The organism is Kitasatospora sp. NPDC059146, assembly GCF_042786665.1.
Classification (GTDB): domain Bacteria; phylum Actinomycetota; class Actinomycetes; order Streptomycetales; family Streptomycetaceae; genus Kitasatospora.
Window position 1 is genome coordinate 16735 of record NZ_JBHZCY010000014.1, and the last position, 16753, is coordinate 33487.

A 16753-nucleotide genomic window follows, 5' to 3' on the forward strand; every position below is an offset into this window, starting at 1 on the left:
GCTCCCGGAAGGCCACGCCGAACCGACGGCGGGCCCGTACACCGTGACGTTCCTGCTGGCGTACCTCTTCATCAAGACCTTCGAGTACAACGGCGGCATGTGGAACCAGGCCCAGCGCTACATGGCGACGGACTCCGCCCGCTCCGCGACCCGTTCGGCCCGGCTCTCCGCGATCCTGTGGCTGGTGTGGCCGGCCGTGCAGACGGCCGGCGGCACGGTCCTCCAGCAGGCAGGCGACGGTCTCGTTGGCGTCGCCCTTGGTGTGGCCGATCAGGCCGACCGGGCCGCGCTTGATCCAGCCGGTGACGTAGACGGCGGTGACGTGCGAGCCGTCGCCGTCCAGGACGCGGCCGGCCTGGTGCGGGACGGTGCCGGAGACCGGGTCGAAGGGCAGCTTGGGCAGCTCGTCGGAGTAGTAGCCGACGGCGCGGTAGACCGACTGGACGTCCCAGTCGGTGTGCCGGCCGGTGCCGCGCACGTTGCCGGTGCCGTCGAGCTCGGTGCGCTCGGTGCGCAGGCCGACGACCTTGCCGTCCTCGCCGAGGACCTCGACCGGGGACTCGAAGAAGTGCAGGTAGACCCGGTGGGGGCGGTCGCCGACGTCGCGGATCGCCCAGTTCTCGACGGTGGCGGCGACCAGGTCGACGTGCTTGACGGCGCGGCGCTCGGCGATCGAGCCCTCGTCGTACTCGATGTCCTCGGGGTTGACGATGACCTCGATGGTGGGCGAGTGGTCCAGCTCGCGCAGCTCCATCGGGCTGAACTTGGCCTGGGCCGGGCCGCGGCGGCCGAAGACGTGGACCTCGACGGCGCGGTTGCCCTTGAGGCCCTCGTACACGTTCGGGGGGATCTCGGTGGGCAGCAGCTCGTCGGCGGTCTTGGCGAGGATCCGGGCGACGTCCAGGGCGACGTTGCCGACGCCGAGGACGGCGACCTTCTCGGCCTCCAGCGGCCAGGTGCGCGGCACGTCCGGGTGGCCGTCGTACCAGGAGACGAAGTCCGCGGCGCCGTAGGAGCCGTCCAGGTCGATGCCCGGCAGGTCGAGCGAGCGGTCCGCCATCGCGCCGGTGGAGAAGACCACGGCGTCGTAGTGGCGGTGCAGGTCGTCCAGAGTGAGGTCGGTCGGGTAGTCGACGTTGCCGAACAGGCGGACCTGGGGCTTGTCGAGGACCTGGTGCAGGGCGGTGACGATGCCCTTGATCCGCGGGTGGTCGGGGGCCACGCCGTAGCGGATCAGGCCGAACGGGGCCGGCATCCGTTCGAACAGGTCGATCGAGACGCCGGGCGCCTTCGCGGCGTCGGACTTGAGCAGGGCGTCGGCGGCGTAGATCCCGGCGGGGCCGGCTCCGACGATGGCGACTCGGATCGAGCGGGTCATGCGGGTGAATCCTCCGGGTGGACGGAGCGGGCCGAATGGTCTGGACCCTTGCAGCCAACCCGCTGGCCGCGCGGAGGTGTAGGCGGTGTCGATCTATGACCTCATAGAGCCAAGCTATGGCCGGCCCGGGAACTTTCCGGGCCGGCCGGACGTCAGCTGCCGTCGACCGGGGCGGCGGGTTCGGCGTCGCGTGCCTGCGTGGGGACGGCGGGTGCGGCGGCCGCCGGGGCCCCCTCGGCGAGCCGGTTCGCGGAGGCCTCGAAGAACCGCAGCATCTCCACCGGGAACGGCAGCACCAGCGTCGAGTTCTTCTCCGCCGCCACCTCGACCACCGTCTGCAGCATGCGCAGTTGGAGGGCCGCCGGCGTCGCGGACATCGTGGCCGCGGCCTCGGCGAGCTTGGCGGCGGCCTGGAACTCGCCGTCCGCGGTGATGATACGGGCCCGGCGCTCGCGGTCCGCCTCGGCCTGGCGGGCCATCGAGCGCTTCATCGAGTCGGGCAGGCTGACGTCCTTGATCTCCACCCGGTCGATGTGCACGCCCCAGCCCGACGCGGGGCTCTCCAGCATGACCTCCAGGTCGTGGTGGAGGTTCTCCCGGCCGGACAGCAGGTCGTCCAGCTCGCTCTTGCCGATGATCGAGCGCAGCGAGGTCTGGGCGACCTGCAGCATGGCGAAGTTGTAGTTCTGCACGTCCACGGTGGCCCTGATCGGCTCGATCACGCGGAAGTACAGCACCGCGTCCACGCTCACCGACACGTTGTCCTTGGTGATGCCCTCCTGGGTGGGCACCGGCATGGTGACCACCTGGACGTTCACCTTGCGCATCTTGTCGAGCACCGGGATCAGCAGCGTCAGGCCCGGCTCGCGGACCGTCCCGCGCACCCGGCCGAGCCGGAACACCACACCGCGCTCGTACTGCTGGACCACCCGCACGCCGGTCGTCAGCAAGAAGAGGACGACCACGGCCACGATCACGAGTGCTGCCACGCCAGTTCCACCTGCTCCCCGTCGCGGTGCGGCCGGGCCGGGTCCGGTGTGGCCCTGTCGCCGGGCGCTCGCCGCGCGCAGCACAGTATGCGCCCGGCCGGACGGCACGGTAAGGGCTGTGCAGGGATCTTGACGGTGAGTTGACGATCTGCGGTGGCGCCGGGAGAGGTGGTGTCGGGGGCGGTGGTCCGTCCCCGTCCCCGTTCCCGCCCCCGGGGGCCCGGGGACGGGAACGGCGCGGGCGGCTCAGGCGCGGAAGGCGTCCGCGTGCTCGGCGGCGAACTCGGCGAAGGAGCGGGGCGGACGGCCGGTCAGCTTCTCGACGTCCGGGCTGACCGTCGAGGCCAGCCCGGCCGCGTACAGCCCGTACAGCTCGACCATGCCCTCGGCCCGCCACCGGTCCCAGCCCATGTTCAGCAGGCCGTCGAGGGCGACCTCCGGGGTGAGCGCGGCGTAGGCGACCGGGTGGCCCGCGGCGGCGGACAGCTGCTCGGCCACCTCGTCGTGGGTGAGTGCGGCCGGGCCGGTCAGGGTGTAGACCGCGCCCTCGTGGCCCTCGGTGGCCAGCACCTCGACGGCGGCCGCCGCGACGTCCCGGGCGTCCACGTACGCCACCGCGCCCTCGCCGCCCGGCACGGCCAGGTGGCCGGCCTTGACGGTCGGGGCCGTGCCGAGGAAGTTCTGGTGGAAGCCGTTCGGGCCGAGGACGGTCCACGGCAGGCCGGAGTCCTTGAGGTGGTCCAGGCCCGTGACGTGCGAGCCGACGAAGCGCACCCCCTCCGGCCGGTACTCGACGCCGGCGGCCGCGTGCAGCACGATCCGCGGCCGGCGGCCGGTGCGCACGGCGGCGTCGATCACGTTGCGCTCGTGCTGGGCCATCTCCGGATGCACGGCGACCAGCAGGTAGACGGTGTCGGCCCCGTCCAGGGCGGCGTCCAGCGAGACCGGGTCGGTGAAGTCGGCGGCGACCCGCTCGACCCCCGCGTCCCACTCGGCCGGGCCCGCCGACCCGCCGCGCACCAGGGCCCGCGCCGCCAGCCCGCGTTCGCGCAGTCCGACGACGACCCTCGAGCCGACCGTACCGGTGGCACCCGTCACGACGATCACGGATGTGTCTCCTTGCTTCCCCGTTGTTCCCCGTTGTCGCGAACCGGACTTGAGTCCGCGTCAGGGGGATGATCGCAGGCGGCGGACGGGTGATCAAGGTCGGGGCCCCGCGGGCCCGCCCCGGGGTGCTCCGACACGCACGGGGCGCTGCCGTTCCTCGACTCGGGGTGGGCCGGACGCTTGGATGGATCCGGCCTGGTCACCGCCCGGACACCGGTCCGGGCACCCCCCTTGGCGAGCCGAGGAGCCACCACCGTGAACGACACTCCCGATCCCGACCGCACCCCCGATCCCGACCCCGCCGTCGTGGCCCGCCGGATCGCCGAACGCCTCGGTCAACTCGGCCTCACCGAGGACGCCCTGGCCCAGCGGGCCGCGATGGCCCCGCAGTACCTGCGCCACCTGCTCGAAGCCGGACCCGCCTTCGACCCCGGCGGCTTCGTCCGGATCGCCGCCGCCCTCGGCCTCAGTCGGGAGGAGCTCGTGGCCGGCCGCGCGGACGCCCCGCCCGGCCACGAAGGGCCGGGCCCCCGGCCCCGCCTGCTCGACCTCACCGACGCCGAGTGCTGGGAGCTGGTCGGCACCCACGGGATCGGCCGGATCGGCCTGCCGGTGCACCCGGGCCCGGCGGTCTACCCCGTCAACTACGTGGTCGACCAGGCCTCCTTCGCCTACCGCACCGGTGAACGCACCGCCACCGCGCCGGAGTCGGGGGCACAGGTGTCCTTCCAGGTCGACCGCATCGACGAGTACCTGGGGCGCGGCTGGAGCGTGCTCGCCCTCGGCACGGCGCGGTACGTCGACGACCCGGCCGAACTGCAGCGCCTCGACGGGCTGCCCGGCGCGGCCCCCTGGGCCGGCGGCGACCGGCCCCGCTGGGTCCGGATCCGTCCGGCCGAGATCAGCGGCCGACGGCTCGTCACCGGGTGAGCGGAAGCCCCCGTGCGGCCGTCCGGCAACTTCCCTACCGGCGCGGCGTGTTGGGGGTCGACCGGTGCTGGACAGCCATGGTGGGCGGCCGCCGGGCGCTGGGGCATACTCCTCGGATGGACGCGACCCCGAAGGACACCTGGACCAACACCACCCACGACTGGGCGGCCGCCGTGGACGCCGAGCACCTCGCCTGGATCCGCGCGGGGGCGGGCGGCCTGGCACCGGGCGGAGTGGCGCACCTGGTGCTGGAGGTGCTCGCCTACCCGGGCGACGAGGCGGCCGCGCGCGGCACCGGCCGGTGCGTGGTCACCCTGCACGCCGACGGCGCGGTCTCGGTCCGCGACGACGGCCGGGGCACCGACACCCGGGTCGACGAGCACGGCGAGGCGGTCAAGAAGCCGGTCATGGCGACCAAGGACCTGCGCTTCTTCGACGACCCCGGCGCGGAGCTGCTCCCGGACGGGCACCCGCGCCGGGGCATGTCGGTGGTCGCGGCGCTCAGCACCCGGCTGCTCCACACCAACCGCCGGCTCAACGGCGCCTGGACGCAGCGCTACGAGCACGGCCTCCCCGTCACCGGCCTCGACCCGATCGAGCCCGACGGCACCACCGGCACCTGCGTGACCTTCCACCCGGACGCCGCGTTGGTCCCGCAGGGCCTCCCGGACGCGGAGCGGCTGGCCCGGTGGGCGGCGCACTGGCCGGCCCTGGAGGTCCGGGTCGAACACGGCCCGGCGGCGTCCCGTGCCAGCGGTCGGAGTGCCGAGGCCGCCTTGTAGCGATCCGTAGCTGGGGCTACGCTCACCGCCATGAAGCAGTTGAACGTCCGACTGGACGACGCCGTGCACGAGGCCCTGGAGCAGCGCGCGGAGGCCGCCGGGATGAGCCTGCCCGACTACGCGCGCAAGGTGCTGGCGGAGGAGGCGGACGAGCGGCGCGAGCGGTTCCTCACCGCCGCCGCCCACTTCGCCCAGGCCTGGGGGCCCGCGTTCGAGGAGGAGTTCGGGCCGTACCCGCGCAGCACCCGCGACGCCACGGCGGACGCCGCGTGATCCTGCGGATCGACCGGGTCTGGCTGCTCGACATCGCGCACCAGTTCCTGCCGAGCGACCCGGACGTCACCGACTACGGCACCCTGGCCGCCGCCGTGGCCCGGCACGCCGACGAGGTGATGGAGGTGCCGGTCTACGGCGCCGTGCACCAGCGGGCGGCCGCCCTGATGCACCAGCTGATCCGGGTCCCGGCGCTGGAGTCCGCCAACGAGCACTTCGCCGCCGTGGTGGCCGCCTCCTACCTGAGCGCCTCCGGCGTCATCGTCACGGCCGACTCCAAGCAGGCCGTCGAACTGGCCGCCCGGATCCGGGCCGGGAACGCCGACGTCCGGGAGACCGCGGCCAAGATCCGCACCTGGTACCACTGAGCCAGGGGAGTTCGGGGTGCCAGGGGAGCCCGGGGCCTTGGGACGGGCGTCGCCGGAATTCGACGGCGAACGACCGATTTGGGATCACGGTTCGGTGACCTTCCGCTCCTTGGCGCCCCCATGGTCCGGTCTTGGTGTTCGAGGGGCGATAGGTTTCCCCGGCGAACTTTCTTGATCACCACGGGGGATCCACCATTTCCACTCAGTCTGCCGAGCTGCCCGACGCCACCGGGCCCGCCGAAGCCACCGCGCCTGCTGCGCCTGCCGTTCCCGCTGCGCCCACGGAGACCGCCTCCGCCGTCCCGATTGAGGGGGCGGCGCCCGGTTACGGCGAGGGGCAGCTCACCTGCGCCGTCTGCGGCTCCGTCCCGGCCGTGAACGCCACGATCCGCGGGCACCAGGGCTTCATCGTCGTCCTGCGCTACCTCAAGCGCCGGGGCCCGTACTGCCGCGACTGCGGCATCGCCACGCACCGGGAGATGACCTCCGACAGCCTGTGGCAGGGCTGGTGGGGCATCCCGTCGATGATCATCAACCCGATCGTCATGCTGCTCAACATCCCGCAGCGCTCGAAGATCAACAAGCTCGCCGAGCCGCTGCCCGGCGGCCCCAGCACGCCGATGGACCCGGGCAAGCCGGTCTACCTGCGGCCCACGATCGTCGGGGTGCTCATCCCCGCCGTCCTGGCCACGCTGCTCTTCGTGCTCCTGAAGGACGACCCGGAGTTCGCCAAGGCCGGCGACTGCGTCCACAACAGCAACGTGATCGCCATCCCCGGTCTGGACGACAAGAACCCGGACCTCAAGGTGGTTCCCTGCTCCGACCCGCAGGCCGACGCCCGGGTCGTGGGCCGGGCGGACGACTCCAACGACGGTGAGACGGAGTGCCGGAAGTACCCCGACGCCGACAGCTACTTCACCTACAAGCACGGCAGCGACAAGTACCTGCTGTGCCTCAAGAGCCTCAAGCCGAGGCCGCAGTTCACCTTCGCGCCGTAGGCCCCGCTACGGGCCGTCACCAGTGGGAGAAGTGCCGGCGGTACTCGCCGGGGGTGACGCGCAGGGTGCGCCGGAAGCTGCGGTGCAGGGTCTCGACGGTGCCGAAGCCGCAGGAGTGGGCGACGGCGTCGAGGGTCGCGGTGGTGCTCTCCAGCAGTCGTCTGGCGGCCTCGATCCGGACGCTCTCCACGTACGCGGCGGGCGTGCGGCCGGTCTCCGCGCGGAAGACCCGGGTGAAGTTCCGCTCGCTCATCGCGGCCCGGGCGGCCAGGGCGGGGACGCCGAGGTCGCCGTCGGGGTGGTCGGAGATCCAGTCGAGGACCTCCCGCAGCGGGGCCCGCTCCGGCCGCTGGGCCGCCAGCTGGGCACTGAACTGTGCCTGCCCGCCCGGGCGTTGGACGAACATCACCAGCTGACGGGCGATCGCGCGGGACACCTCCGGGCCGTGGTCGGCCTCCGTCATGGCGAGCGCGAGGTCCATGCTCGCGGTGATCCCGGCCGAGGTCCACAGCTCGCCGTCGCGCACGAAGATCGGATCCGGGTCCACGGTGGCCAGCGGGTACTGGTCGGCCAGATCGGTGCAGCGCGACCAGTGGGTGACCGCGCGCCGCCCGTCCAGCAGCCCGGCGGCGCCCAGCAGGAACGCCCCGGTGCAGACCGAGGCGGTCCGGCGCGCGTGGCGGGCGGTGCGGGCGAACCAGTCGACGAAGCGGTGGTCCTCGCAGGCCTGCTGCACGCCCGCCCCGCCGACCGCCACGAGGGTGTCCACGGGGGCGTGGGCGCCGCCGTGCGCGCGGTGCTCGGCGCGTCGGTCGAACTCGTCGATCGTCAGGGTCGGGGAGACGGCGAGTCCGCCGCTGGAGGGCAACGGGCCGGGCGTCGCGGCCACCGTCTCGATGACGACGCCGCCGGTCAGGCGCCCGGCGTGGGTGAAGACCTCGTGGGGGCCGGTCAGGTCGAGGATCTGGAACTCGGGGAAGACCGCGAAGACGATGCGTGGACTGCTCACCCCTCCAGCCTGGCCGTACGGCCCGATGGCAGCAAGGACACGAAGGTGACGATTTCCGCCACGCGGGGGGTGCGACGTGCGGGCGAGCCCTCCGCGTGGCGGCCCTGCCGCACACCGGACCGTCCCTCAGCGGGCCAGGTCCAGCGCGCGGTTCAGGTTGTACTCGGCGATGGCCGCCATCGCCGCCCGGTCGGGGAAGTCCCCGTCGAGCAGCCGGAGCGGGCCCGCGGTCAGCGAGAGCCGCTGCGCCAGCAGGTAGAGGGCGAGCCTGTGTTCGTCCAGCCCGGCCGGTTCCAGTGGCCGGTAGTCCTCGTGCAGCCGGATCCGCAGGAAGACGTGCTCCCACTCGACGTCGAAGTACATCGTGCCCTCGATGTCGATCACCACGGGCAGTCCGGCCGGGTCGACCAGGACGTGGTCGGGCCCCAACTCGCCGTGCACCACAGCATGTTCAGCGCGCGGCCGGACGGCCTCGGCCAGCGCCGACAGCCGCGCCGCCAGCTGGTCACGGGCCTGCGCCACGCGGGGATCGCGCGCGGCCGCCTCGGCGAGGTCCCGCCGGGCGCGGGTGAGGACGACCTCCTCGCAGGACCTCCCGTGCGAGCGGCCGCCCTCGTCGACCACCGCCACCTTGCCGTAGCCGGGCGCGCGGTGGCCGCGCATCGCCTCCAGTGCCTCGCCGAGCCGGGCCAGCACCGGGGCCGCGGCCCGCCGGTCGCGGGCGAGCAGGGCCTCCAGGCTCTCGCCCCGGACGTCCTCGACCACGGCCAGGTCGGCCGGACCGTGCGCGCCCTCACGGTCGACCAGTCGGATCGCGGGGACCTGGACGCCGAGCCCGGTCAGGCGGGCGTGCGCGGCCTCGAAAAGGTCGAGGCCGAGCCCGGGGGAGAACGGGTCGGCGAGGTCGTCGTCGCCCTCGGCCGCCGGCCAGTAGTTCTCGCTGCGGTTCCAGCGGTAGGCGACAGCCGTGGTGGCGTCGTCCATCAGCAGGCGGTAGACGCCCTTCTTGCTGCCGCCCGCCAGCCGCTGCACGGCGGCGAGCCGCCGGCCCCCGCCCAGCGCGGCCCGCCCCGCGCTCGCCAACTGCGCCCGTACCGCTTCCGCTTCGGTCGCCATGTCAGCGGGGCCGTCGGTGGAGGACGTCGGCGAGGGCGGTGGTCACCAGCTGGCGGACGGTCTCCGTGGCGGGTGGGCCGGGGTCCCGGTCCGCGAAGAGGAGGTGGCCGCCGCCGACGAGGGAGAGGGTGAGCGAGTCGACGTCGGCGTCGGCCGCGATGCGGCCTGCCGCGCGTTCCTCCGTCAGGTAGGCGGAGACCGCCGCGGCGACCTGGGAGAGGATCGCGATGCCGCCGCCCGGCATGGCCTGCCGCAGGCGTGCGCGCAGCTCGTTCCGGAAGGTGATGAGCGGGATGATCGCCACCGGGACCGGGCCGAACAGGGTGGTCAGCGCGGTGGTGAGGTTGTCGGCCACGGTGCCGGTGCCGACGGAGTCGCGCAGGGCCCGGGCGTGGGCTTCGAGCTGCGCGGCCCGGTCGAGCACCAGTTCGGTGAGGAAGGCGTCGAAGTCGGCGAAGTGCCGGTGCAGCACGCCCTTGGCGCAGGCCGCCTCGTCGGTGACGGCCCGGCTGGTGAGCGCGTTCGGGCCGTCCCGCAGCAGGATGCGTTCGGCGGCGTCGAACAGCTGCTGGCGCGCGTCGCGCAGGTGTACCCCGGTCGGCACGTGCGGACCCCCTCCGGTGCCAGAAGTCTGGCGGTCGCTTGGCATGTGGGCGCTTGCCCACTACGGTGGGCGCATGCCCACTTTACCGCACGGACAGCAAGGGCGCCCGGAACAGGCGCAGTTGGCGGCGTCGGCGCAACCCCACCGGGCCCGGCAGGTGGCCGAGTCCTTCGGAGCGGAGGCGCAGCGCTACGACCGGGCCCGCCCTCCGTACCCCGACGAACTGGTGGCGCGCATCGTCGCGGGGAGCCCCGGGCCCGATGCGCCCGACGTGCCCGATGTGCCCGACGTGGTCGATGTGCTCGACGTCGGCTGCGGCACCGGCATCGCGGCCCGTCAGTTGCAGGCCGCCGGCTGCGCCGTGCTCGGGATCGACCCGGACCCGCGGATGGCCGCCCTGGCGCGGGCCCGCGGCCTGCGGGTCGAGGTGGCGACCTTCGAGGACTGGGAGCCGGCCGGTCGGACCTTCGATGCCGTGGTCGTCGGCCAGGCGTGGCACTGGGTCGACCCGGCCGTCGGCGCGGCGAAGGCGGCCCGGCTGCTGCGCCCGAAGGGCCGCCTGACGATCTTCGGCCACGTCTTCGAGCCGCCGGCCGAGGTGGCCGAGCCGTTCGCCGCGGCCTTCCGGCGGGTGGTACCCGACTCCCCGTTCGGCGACCGGCCGGCCCGGCGTCCGCTGGAGCTGTACCGCGCGGGGTACGCGAGGACCGCCGACGACATCCGCGCGACCGGGCGGTTCGCCGAACCGGAGCAGTGGAGCTTCGCCTGGGAGCGGTCCTACACACGCGACCAGTGGTTGGACCTGCTCCCCACCACCGGCGGCCTCACCGGGCTCCGACCCGCCCCGCTGGCCGAGGTCCTGGACGCGGTCGGCGCGGCCGTCGACGCCCTGGGCGGCCGCTTCACCATGCCCTACACCACCCTGGCGACCAGCGCCGCCCTCCGTGCCGAAGCGCCCTGATCCGCCCGGGGCGTGGAATGGTCGACGGGGTCGGTGAGTTGACTCCAAGTCAGCATGAGCGAGCCCGGATTCGGAGCCGACAGAGGTTCACGTCCCCTGAGGTCAGGGGTGATCGGTCCGCCGTACCCAGTAGCGCCAGCCGGCCTCGATCTGGCTGGACGGCCAGACGGACGCGTCCTTCTCCAGACTCTCCCGGTGGCCGGTCCAGTGACGCGGGCCGCCCGCCGCGCGAGCGGTGAGCTGGAGGCCGCAGGCCCGTTCCAGCAGTACGGCGTACATCACCGCGTGGGCGACGTCCCGGCCGACGGTGAGCAGGCCGTGCTGCGGCATCAGACAGGCCCGGGCGGCACCGAGGTCGGCGGCCAGGGCCCGGCCCAGCTCCGCGGTGCGGACCAGGTCGGCGGTCGCGCCGAAGCGCGGCAGGCCGTGCTCGGCGAAGGGCACCCCGTCGTGGCTCAGTGGCCGCAAGGGCTCGCCCAGCGAGGAGAAGGCGTTGACGGTGCCCGAGTGGGTGTGCAGCGAGACGTGCACGTCCGGGCGGGCCTTCAGCACCTCGGTGTGGATCGGGTACTCCAGGTGCACCCGACCGCCGCCGTCGAGCCGCTCGCCGCCCGCGAGTCGCTCGCCGTCCCAGGAGACCAGCAGCACCCGGTCCCGGTCGATCTCCTCCAGGCCCCAGCCCGAGGCCTTCATCCACACCCCGCGCCCGTCCGGATCGCGGACCGCCAGGTGCCCCCAGACCATGTCCCCGTGCCCCGCCTCGGCGAGCACCCGGCTGCCGAGCGCGGCCAGGGCGGCCGCCTCCTCGCCGGTTCGGGGGGTGACGGTGTCGATGGCGGCTCCCGGGGAGTGTGGTGGGGCGGAGAACGTCGGGGTGGGTGTCAGCCGCAGGGCCGGTCGTAGGGGGTGCCGGGGAAGTACTGCTTCCACTGGGCCTCGGTGATGGTGGCGCCCGCGACGTCGCAGAGGTGGCGGGTGAGGCGGTCGATGTCGGGGTCGAGGATGGTGACCCGGCTCGGGTCGTTGTCCCCGGCGGCTTGGCTGATCAGGAGGCTCCTGCCGTCGGGGCTGAACCCGAGGGCGGGGACGTAGTGCTTGGGGGCCTGCACGGCGATCTCGGTCGGGGCGTGCGGGTCGGCGACCTCCCAGAGGTGGATCTGCCCGCCGTTGAGGAGGGTGTCCCGTTCGGCCAGGGCCCTGCTGATGAGCAGCCGGTTGTCCGGGCTGAACTCGAGGTTGAACTGCTTCTGGGCGACGAGGGAGCCGGCCCGCTGCGGGTGGTGGACGTCGCTGACGTCCCACAGGTCGACGGTGCTGTCGTTCGACACCGCGAGGGTGCGCCCGTCGTGGCTGAACGCGAAGTCGGTGACGGGCGCTTCCGGGAGGGCGCCGTGCTCGGGGTGCCGGGGGTCGGCGAGGTCCCAGAGCTGGATGGTCTTGGGGTTGGAGCCGGCGATCTTGGCCAGGGCGATTGCGAGCCGGTTCTGGGCCTCGTCCGCCTGGGCCACGTTGGTGTCGAGGTCGATCGGCGGGGCGGCCGTCGGATGCGCGGGGTCGCCGAGGTCCCAGACGCTGATCCGGTGGCTGTTCATCCGGTCCAGGGAGACCAGCTTGCGGTTGACGAGGTGGAGCTGGCCGGGCGGCTGGGGGGAGGGGAAGGTGGAGAGCTCCTTCGGGGCGCTCGCGTCGGAGGCGTCCCACACGTGGATCCGGCCGTCGCGGCCGTTGGCCACGACCAGTCCGTTCCGGGCGTCCAGGTCCGTCATGAAGTCGGAGAGCACACCGGTGTGGTCCAGGGGTTCGGAGAGCGCGTTGAGCGTGCCGCCCCGGCGGGGGTGGTCCGGGTCGGAGACGTCCCACAGGAGGGGGGCCGCGACGTCGCTGTAGGTGAGCAGGGTGTGGTCGTCGACGGCGCGGACCGTCCCCCCGTTCAGACCCGTCAACGTCCCGGCCTGCCGGGTGTCGTAGGGGCCGTCGGTCCGCCACAGGCGGTACTGCCGGGCGCCGTCGGTACTGCGCCCGGGCGGTGGGTCGAAGGCCCAGGCGAGGGTGCGGCCGTCCTGGGTGAAGTTCCCGTAGGCGCCGGTGTCGGACAGCACGGTGGCCGGTGCCGGGTGCCAGCGCCGGAGGGTCGTGCCGGCGCTGAGCAGGGACGAGCCGCGGTCGTCGAGCGCGACCGCGTACACGGTCTCCGAGGTGGGGTAGTCGACGACGCCGACCGGGGAGTGCGGGTCGCGGAGGTCCACCGTCTCGGCGTGGCCGGTGAAGTACTCGTCCGAACGGGAGGAGCCGAACGCCAGGGTCCGGCCGTCCGGGGCGAAGACCAGGGCCGCCACGGTCTGCTGGGAGTCGATCGCCACCGGGGCCGAGGTGTCGTAGGAGGCCTGGTTGACGGGGGCGGGCTTGGCCGGGTCGGTGGTGTCCCACAGGCCCACGCCCCGGCCGTTCCTGCCGAGGGCCAACAACGGTGCCCGGGGGCTGAACGCCAGGCCGAGTCCGTGGCTGTCGGCGATGCTGCCGGTGAGCGCGGGTTTGGACGGGTCGGCGACGTTCCACAGCTGGACGGTGGTCGAGTCCTCGGACTCGCCGTGCAGGAGCGCGAGCAGCCGGCCGTCCGAGCTGAACGCGCCGGACTGCGGCGTACCGGTGGCGGTGGGCAGGGCAGCGGACCGGACGGGGTGCCGCGGGTCGGTGAGGTCCCAGAGCGAGGAACCGGTCTGGCCGAGCACGGCCAGCCGGTGCCCGCCCGGGCTGAGGGCGAGCGCGCCGGAGCTGTCGGGCAGGAGGGCGAGGGCCTCCGGACGGGTGGGGTCGGTCACGTTCCACAGGCGCACCGACGTGTCCGTGTCCTCGGCCGCGAGCAGCCGGCCGTCCGGGCTCAGCGCGAGGCCCGCATGGCCGGTGCCGGTCCGGGTGGTCGAGAGGGGTTTCGTGTCCCGGGGATCCGAGAGGTCCCAGAGCCGGACGCTCCGGTCGCTGCCCGTACTGGCCAGCAGGTGCCGTTCGGCACTGTGGGCGAGGTTCCGTACGGTGCCGGTGGGTTCGGCGACCGGCGTGGAGTACGGTGCCAGCGCCGAGTCGAACAGGCTGCCGCGCGCCTCCGGGGTGTCCGCGATGTGCCGTGCGGACAGAGCGAGTTGGAGCGCCAAGGTCGGATCGGTGGTCCGGATCCGGCCGGCCGCCTGGGCCCCCACCTTGGAGGCGAGGAGGTCCCGCTGCTCATGGGCGATCCGGTTCTGCCAGGCCGCCGTGCCGAACCCGGCGACCGCCACCGTCAACAGCACGGCCAGCACGCCGGACAGGGCGCGCAGCCGGGTGGTGCGGCGTCGTTCGGCGCGGCGTTCGGCGGCCTGCCGGGCCTGCCCGGCGGCGACGAACTCCCGCGCCACGGGGGTGGTCCCGTGCCGCTGGGCCGACTCCTCGACCCACTGCACGGCGGCGGCCAACCGGACGCCCCGGTACAGGGCTCCTTCGTCGCGCCCGTCCCGCTCCCAGGCGTCCGCCGCGTCGTGCAGCCGCTGGCGCAGCTGCAGGCCGGCCCGGTCGTGCTCGATCCAGTCCCGCAGCTGCTGCCAGGCGCGCAGCACCGCCTCGTGGGCGAGTTCGGCGTGGCCGTCGTCGGCGACGACCAGCCGGGCCCCGACGAGCGCGCGGAGGGCGGCCTGTGCGGCCGGGTCCGCGTCGAGGCCGAGCTCGGCGAGCGGGACCCGGCGGCGGGTGTCCTCGGCGCCGTCGACCACGTGCACCATGCGCAGCAGGAGCTGCCGGGCGGCCCGGCGACCGTCGGTGTCCAGGGCGTCGTAGGTGGCCTGCGCGGTCTGGGCGACCGCGCCCCAGATGCCGCCCGAGGCCTGGTAGCCCGCCATGGTGAGCACCCGGCCCGCGCGCTTCTGCCAGGTGGCCAGCAGCGCGTACGACAGCAGGGGCAGCGCGGCCCCGGGCCCGCGCGGGCGGTCGCCGCCGGTGCGCAGGTCGCGCAGCAGCAGGTCGACCAGGCCGGGTTCCAGGCTCAGTCCGGCGAGCAGCGCGGGCTTCTCGACGGCGTCGCGCAGTTCGCCGGTCCGCATCGGGCCGACCAGCACCTGGCCGTCCTGCAGCGCCTCCGCCAGTGCCGGGTACGCCGCGCAGTGGCCGTAGAAGTCGGCGCGCAGCCCCAGCAGCACCACCGCCCGGGGGAAGGCGTCCGGCTCCGGGCCCCGGGCGCAGGCGGCGGACAGGGCCGCGACGAAGACCTCCCGCTCGTGCTCGTCGGTGCAGGCGGTGAACAGCTCCTCGAACTGGTCCACCACCAGGACGGGCCGGGTCCCGTCGGCGGGCAGCCGGGCGAGGACCGACTCCGGCGCGGCCATCAGCTCGGCGCGGATCGCCTCGGGATCGCGGTGGCGGGGCCCGTCCGGTTCACCCGGTTCACCCGGATCGGCCAGTTCGGCCAGTTCGGCCAGGGCGTGGGCGAGCCGTGTCACCGGCCGCTCGCCCGGGGTCAGCACCACGCGCGGCCAGCGCCAGGCCTGGAGTGCCCCGGGCAGCCCGTGGTCGAGCGCGGGCAGCAGCCCGGCGCGCAGCAGCGAGGACTTCCCGGCGCCGGACGGGCCGACCACCATCAGCGGTCCGCCCCCGGTGAGCCGCGTGGCGACGCGGGAGACCAGCCGCTCGGTCAGCTCCTCGCGGCCGAAGAAGTACGGGGCGTCCTCCGCGCCGTACGCGGCCAGGCCCCGGTACGGGCAGGCGCCGGGGTGGGGCTCGGGCGGGTGGGGACCGACCGGCGGGTCGTAGGCCGGGTTGGGCGCCAGGACCAGCTCGCCGGCCCGCCCCTCGGCCTGGCGGCGCGGCGCCGGGAAGCTACGGTCGCGGAGCGTGCGGGACAGGGCCCGGTGGACGTCGTCCAGGGTCAGCTGCGGCGGGCCGACCGGGTCGCCCTCGCACAGCAGGCGCAGCAGCTCGCCGCTGAACGCGGTGTACGCCGCGCCGAGCGGGGCGAGGGCGAGCTCCTCCGGAGCGGCGGAGGCCAGGACGAAGCCGCCGCCGGGGTGGGCGGCCTCGAAGGCACGGCCCGCCCGGCCGACGGGCGCGGCTCGGCCGGAGAAGCAGCAGTCCAGGACCAGCACGACCGAGCGGGCCCGGGAGCCGGCCAGCGTGCGGCGCAGGGTGGCGTAGCGCAGCCCCTTGTAGGCGAGGCCGCGGGTGAGGTGCTCGGTGACGCGGGTCGCCAGGTACAGCTCGTTGTCGTCGTCGACCAGGCCGTGGCCGACGTAGTACACGAGCAGCACGGAGTCCGCCGACTCCGCGGCGGCGGTGAGCGCCTCGCCGAGCACAACGGGGTCCTCCGGGTCGAGCACGGTCCGGACGTGCTCGGGGGCGAGGCCGCAGTGCTCGACCAGCGCCCGCGCGACGGCGTGCACGGTGGCGGCCGCGGCCGGGACGTCGGGCAGGACGGAACCGGGGACGTGGGTGCCGGTCCCGATGACCAGGGCCCGGGCACCGGGGAGGCCCAGGGGCAGTCCGCCGCCGCTCACCGCCTTGTCGGGCATCTCCGGGTTACTCGTTGCCGGGCCGCGCGTTGCCCGGGTGCGCGCCGTCGGGCTGCGCGCCGCCTTCGGCGGGCAGGGCGGCCGGTCCGGGGCGCTCGGCCAGCGACGCGCCCACCTCGCGGACGAGGGCGGCGACGCCGTCCGCGTCGAGGCCGTGCACCGCCGTCGCCCGCAGTTCGACCGAGCTGCCGTCCGCGCGGGTCACCTGGACCACCGTCTCGCCGGCCCGGCGCCGGATCCACGCGATCAGCGCGCTGGTCAGGCCGGACACCGCCCCGCCGGCACCGACGGCGACGGTGAGCACGTCGGCGAGGGTGCCCAAGGAGCCGGGCTGCGGCGGCGCGGCCTCCAGCTCGACCCGGCCGCGCAACTCGTCCTCCGCCCGCAGCCAGGCGAGCAGGGAGGTGGTGGCGCCTCGATCGGCGTCGGTGACAAGGATTCGGAGCGATTCGTCCACGGTCTCCCCAGGAGCCAACGGTGCACGCTGTGTTGGCCCAGCGTCACAACAATGAGTGGCCCCGGTCAAACCCCGTGGTCGGGGGCCCATCCGGCTCGTTCGTGAGCCCCTGTTGCGCCGAACGGGTGAAGGTCGGGCGGTGGAGGGGAGGGGGTCCGGCGGGGTCCGCGGCGGCGCTGTGGCGGCGGCGTGGCGGCGGCGTGTCGGGTGGCGGATCCCCGGACGGGACGCGAGGGTGACTGGCGGGGGACCT

Annotated in this window: 15 protein-coding genes; 6 read left to right on the forward strand and 9 right to left on the reverse strand. The window is 74.4% G+C overall.

Going from position 1 to position 16753, the window contains the following annotated elements:
- The 3 genes from ACFXPX_RS08795 to ACFXPX_RS08805 all read right to left on the reverse strand — a co-directional run.
- The coding region (locus ACFXPX_RS08795) for an FAD-dependent oxidoreductase (RefSeq protein ID WP_380640242.1) at nucleotides 1-1378 on the reverse strand (1378 nt) is incomplete at its 3' end.
- Nucleotides 1379-1530: 152 nt separating this feature from the next.
- The gene (locus tag ACFXPX_RS08800; RefSeq protein WP_380640245.1) at nucleotides 1531-2367 is read right to left on the reverse strand and encodes a slipin family protein; all 837 of its coding nucleotides are present in this window, start codon (nucleotides 2365-2367) and stop codon (nucleotides 1531-1533) included.
- 246 nt (nucleotides 2368-2613) lie between these two features.
- Entirely contained in the window at nucleotides 2614-3474 is an 861-nt protein-coding gene (locus tag ACFXPX_RS08805) for an NAD(P)H-binding protein (protein ID WP_380640248.1), read from the reverse strand.
- A gap of 255 nt (nucleotides 3475-3729) precedes the next feature.
- Here ACFXPX_RS08805 and ACFXPX_RS08810 point away from each other — a divergent pair, with 255 nt between their 5' ends.
- The 5 genes from ACFXPX_RS08810 to ACFXPX_RS08830 all read left to right on the forward strand — a co-directional run bounded on the left by ACFXPX_RS08810 (nucleotide 3730) and on the right by ACFXPX_RS08830 (nucleotide 6825).
- Complete coding sequence (locus ACFXPX_RS08810; protein ID WP_380640251.1) at nucleotides 3730-4404, forward strand: pyridoxamine 5'-phosphate oxidase family protein; 675 nt, start codon at nucleotides 3730-3732, stop codon at nucleotides 4402-4404.
- Between the two features lie 116 nt (nucleotides 4405-4520).
- Nucleotides 4521-5186, forward strand: coding sequence for an ATP-binding protein (locus ACFXPX_RS08815; RefSeq protein ID WP_380640253.1), 666 nt, complete (start codon nucleotides 4521-4523; stop codon nucleotides 5184-5186).
- A gap of 30 nt (nucleotides 5187-5216) precedes the next feature.
- A complete protein-coding gene (locus ACFXPX_RS08820) occupies nucleotides 5217-5459 on the forward strand; it encodes a plasmid mobilization protein (RefSeq protein WP_350508867.1) in 243 nt (80 codons plus the stop codon).
- Nucleotides 5456-5827, forward strand: a complete 372-nt coding sequence (locus tag ACFXPX_RS08825) for a fic family toxin-antitoxin system, toxin component (RefSeq protein WP_380399960.1) — start codon at nucleotides 5456-5458, stop codon at nucleotides 5825-5827. Before ACFXPX_RS08820 ends, ACFXPX_RS08825 begins: the two co-directional genes overlap by 4 nt.
- Nucleotides 5828-6201: 374 nt before the next feature.
- A complete protein-coding gene (locus tag ACFXPX_RS08830) occupies nucleotides 6202-6825 on the forward strand; it encodes a hypothetical protein (RefSeq protein WP_380588913.1) in 624 nt (207 codons plus the stop codon).
- Nucleotides 6826-6841: 16 nt separating this feature from the next.
- Here the strand turns inward: ACFXPX_RS08830 and ACFXPX_RS08835 are convergent, their stop codons facing one another.
- The 3 genes from ACFXPX_RS08835 to ACFXPX_RS08845 all read right to left on the reverse strand — a co-directional run bounded on the left by ACFXPX_RS08835 (nucleotide 6842) and on the right by ACFXPX_RS08845 (nucleotide 9554).
- A complete protein-coding gene (locus ACFXPX_RS08835; RefSeq protein WP_380640255.1) occupies nucleotides 6842-7834 on the reverse strand; it encodes a GlxA family transcriptional regulator in 993 nt (330 codons plus the stop codon).
- Between the two features lie 126 nt (nucleotides 7835-7960).
- The gene (locus ACFXPX_RS08840) at nucleotides 7961-8950 is read right to left on the reverse strand and encodes a phosphotransferase family protein (RefSeq protein WP_380640257.1); all 990 of its coding nucleotides are present in this window, start codon (nucleotides 8948-8950) and stop codon (nucleotides 7961-7963) included.
- Nucleotide 8951: 1 nt separating this feature from the next.
- Entirely contained in the window at nucleotides 8952-9554 is a 603-nt protein-coding gene (locus tag ACFXPX_RS08845; protein WP_380640259.1) for a TetR family transcriptional regulator, read from the reverse strand.
- A 73-nt stretch (nucleotides 9555-9627) separates the two neighbouring features.
- Here ACFXPX_RS08845 and ACFXPX_RS08850 point away from each other — a divergent pair, with 73 nt between their 5' ends.
- Nucleotides 9628-10515 carry a class I SAM-dependent methyltransferase gene (locus ACFXPX_RS08850; protein ID WP_380640261.1) on the forward strand — a complete coding sequence of 296 codons (888 nt, stop codon included), beginning with the start codon at nucleotides 9628-9630 and terminating at the stop codon, nucleotides 10513-10515.
- Between the two features lie 102 nt (nucleotides 10516-10617).
- Here ACFXPX_RS08850 and ACFXPX_RS08855 read toward each other — a convergent pair whose 3' ends face one another.
- Genes ACFXPX_RS08855 through ACFXPX_RS08865 form a run of 3 tightly spaced genes read right to left on the reverse strand, consistent with a single transcriptional unit; the run spans nucleotide 10618 to nucleotide 16500 of the window.
- Entirely contained in the window at nucleotides 10618-11445 is an 828-nt protein-coding gene (locus ACFXPX_RS08855; RefSeq protein ID WP_380640264.1) for a class II aldolase/adducin family protein, read from the reverse strand.
- Complete coding sequence (locus tag ACFXPX_RS08860) at nucleotides 11397-16043, reverse strand: AAA family ATPase (protein ID WP_380640266.1); 4647 nt, start codon at nucleotides 16041-16043, stop codon at nucleotides 11397-11399. Before ACFXPX_RS08860 ends, ACFXPX_RS08855 begins: the two co-directional genes overlap by 49 nt.
- 7 nt (nucleotides 16044-16050) lie before the next feature.
- Nucleotides 16051-16500: a hypothetical protein gene (locus ACFXPX_RS08865; RefSeq protein WP_380640268.1), complete on the reverse strand. Its 450-nt coding sequence runs from the start codon at nucleotides 16498-16500 to the stop codon at nucleotides 16051-16053.
- Between the last annotated feature and the right edge of the window lie 253 nt (nucleotides 16501-16753).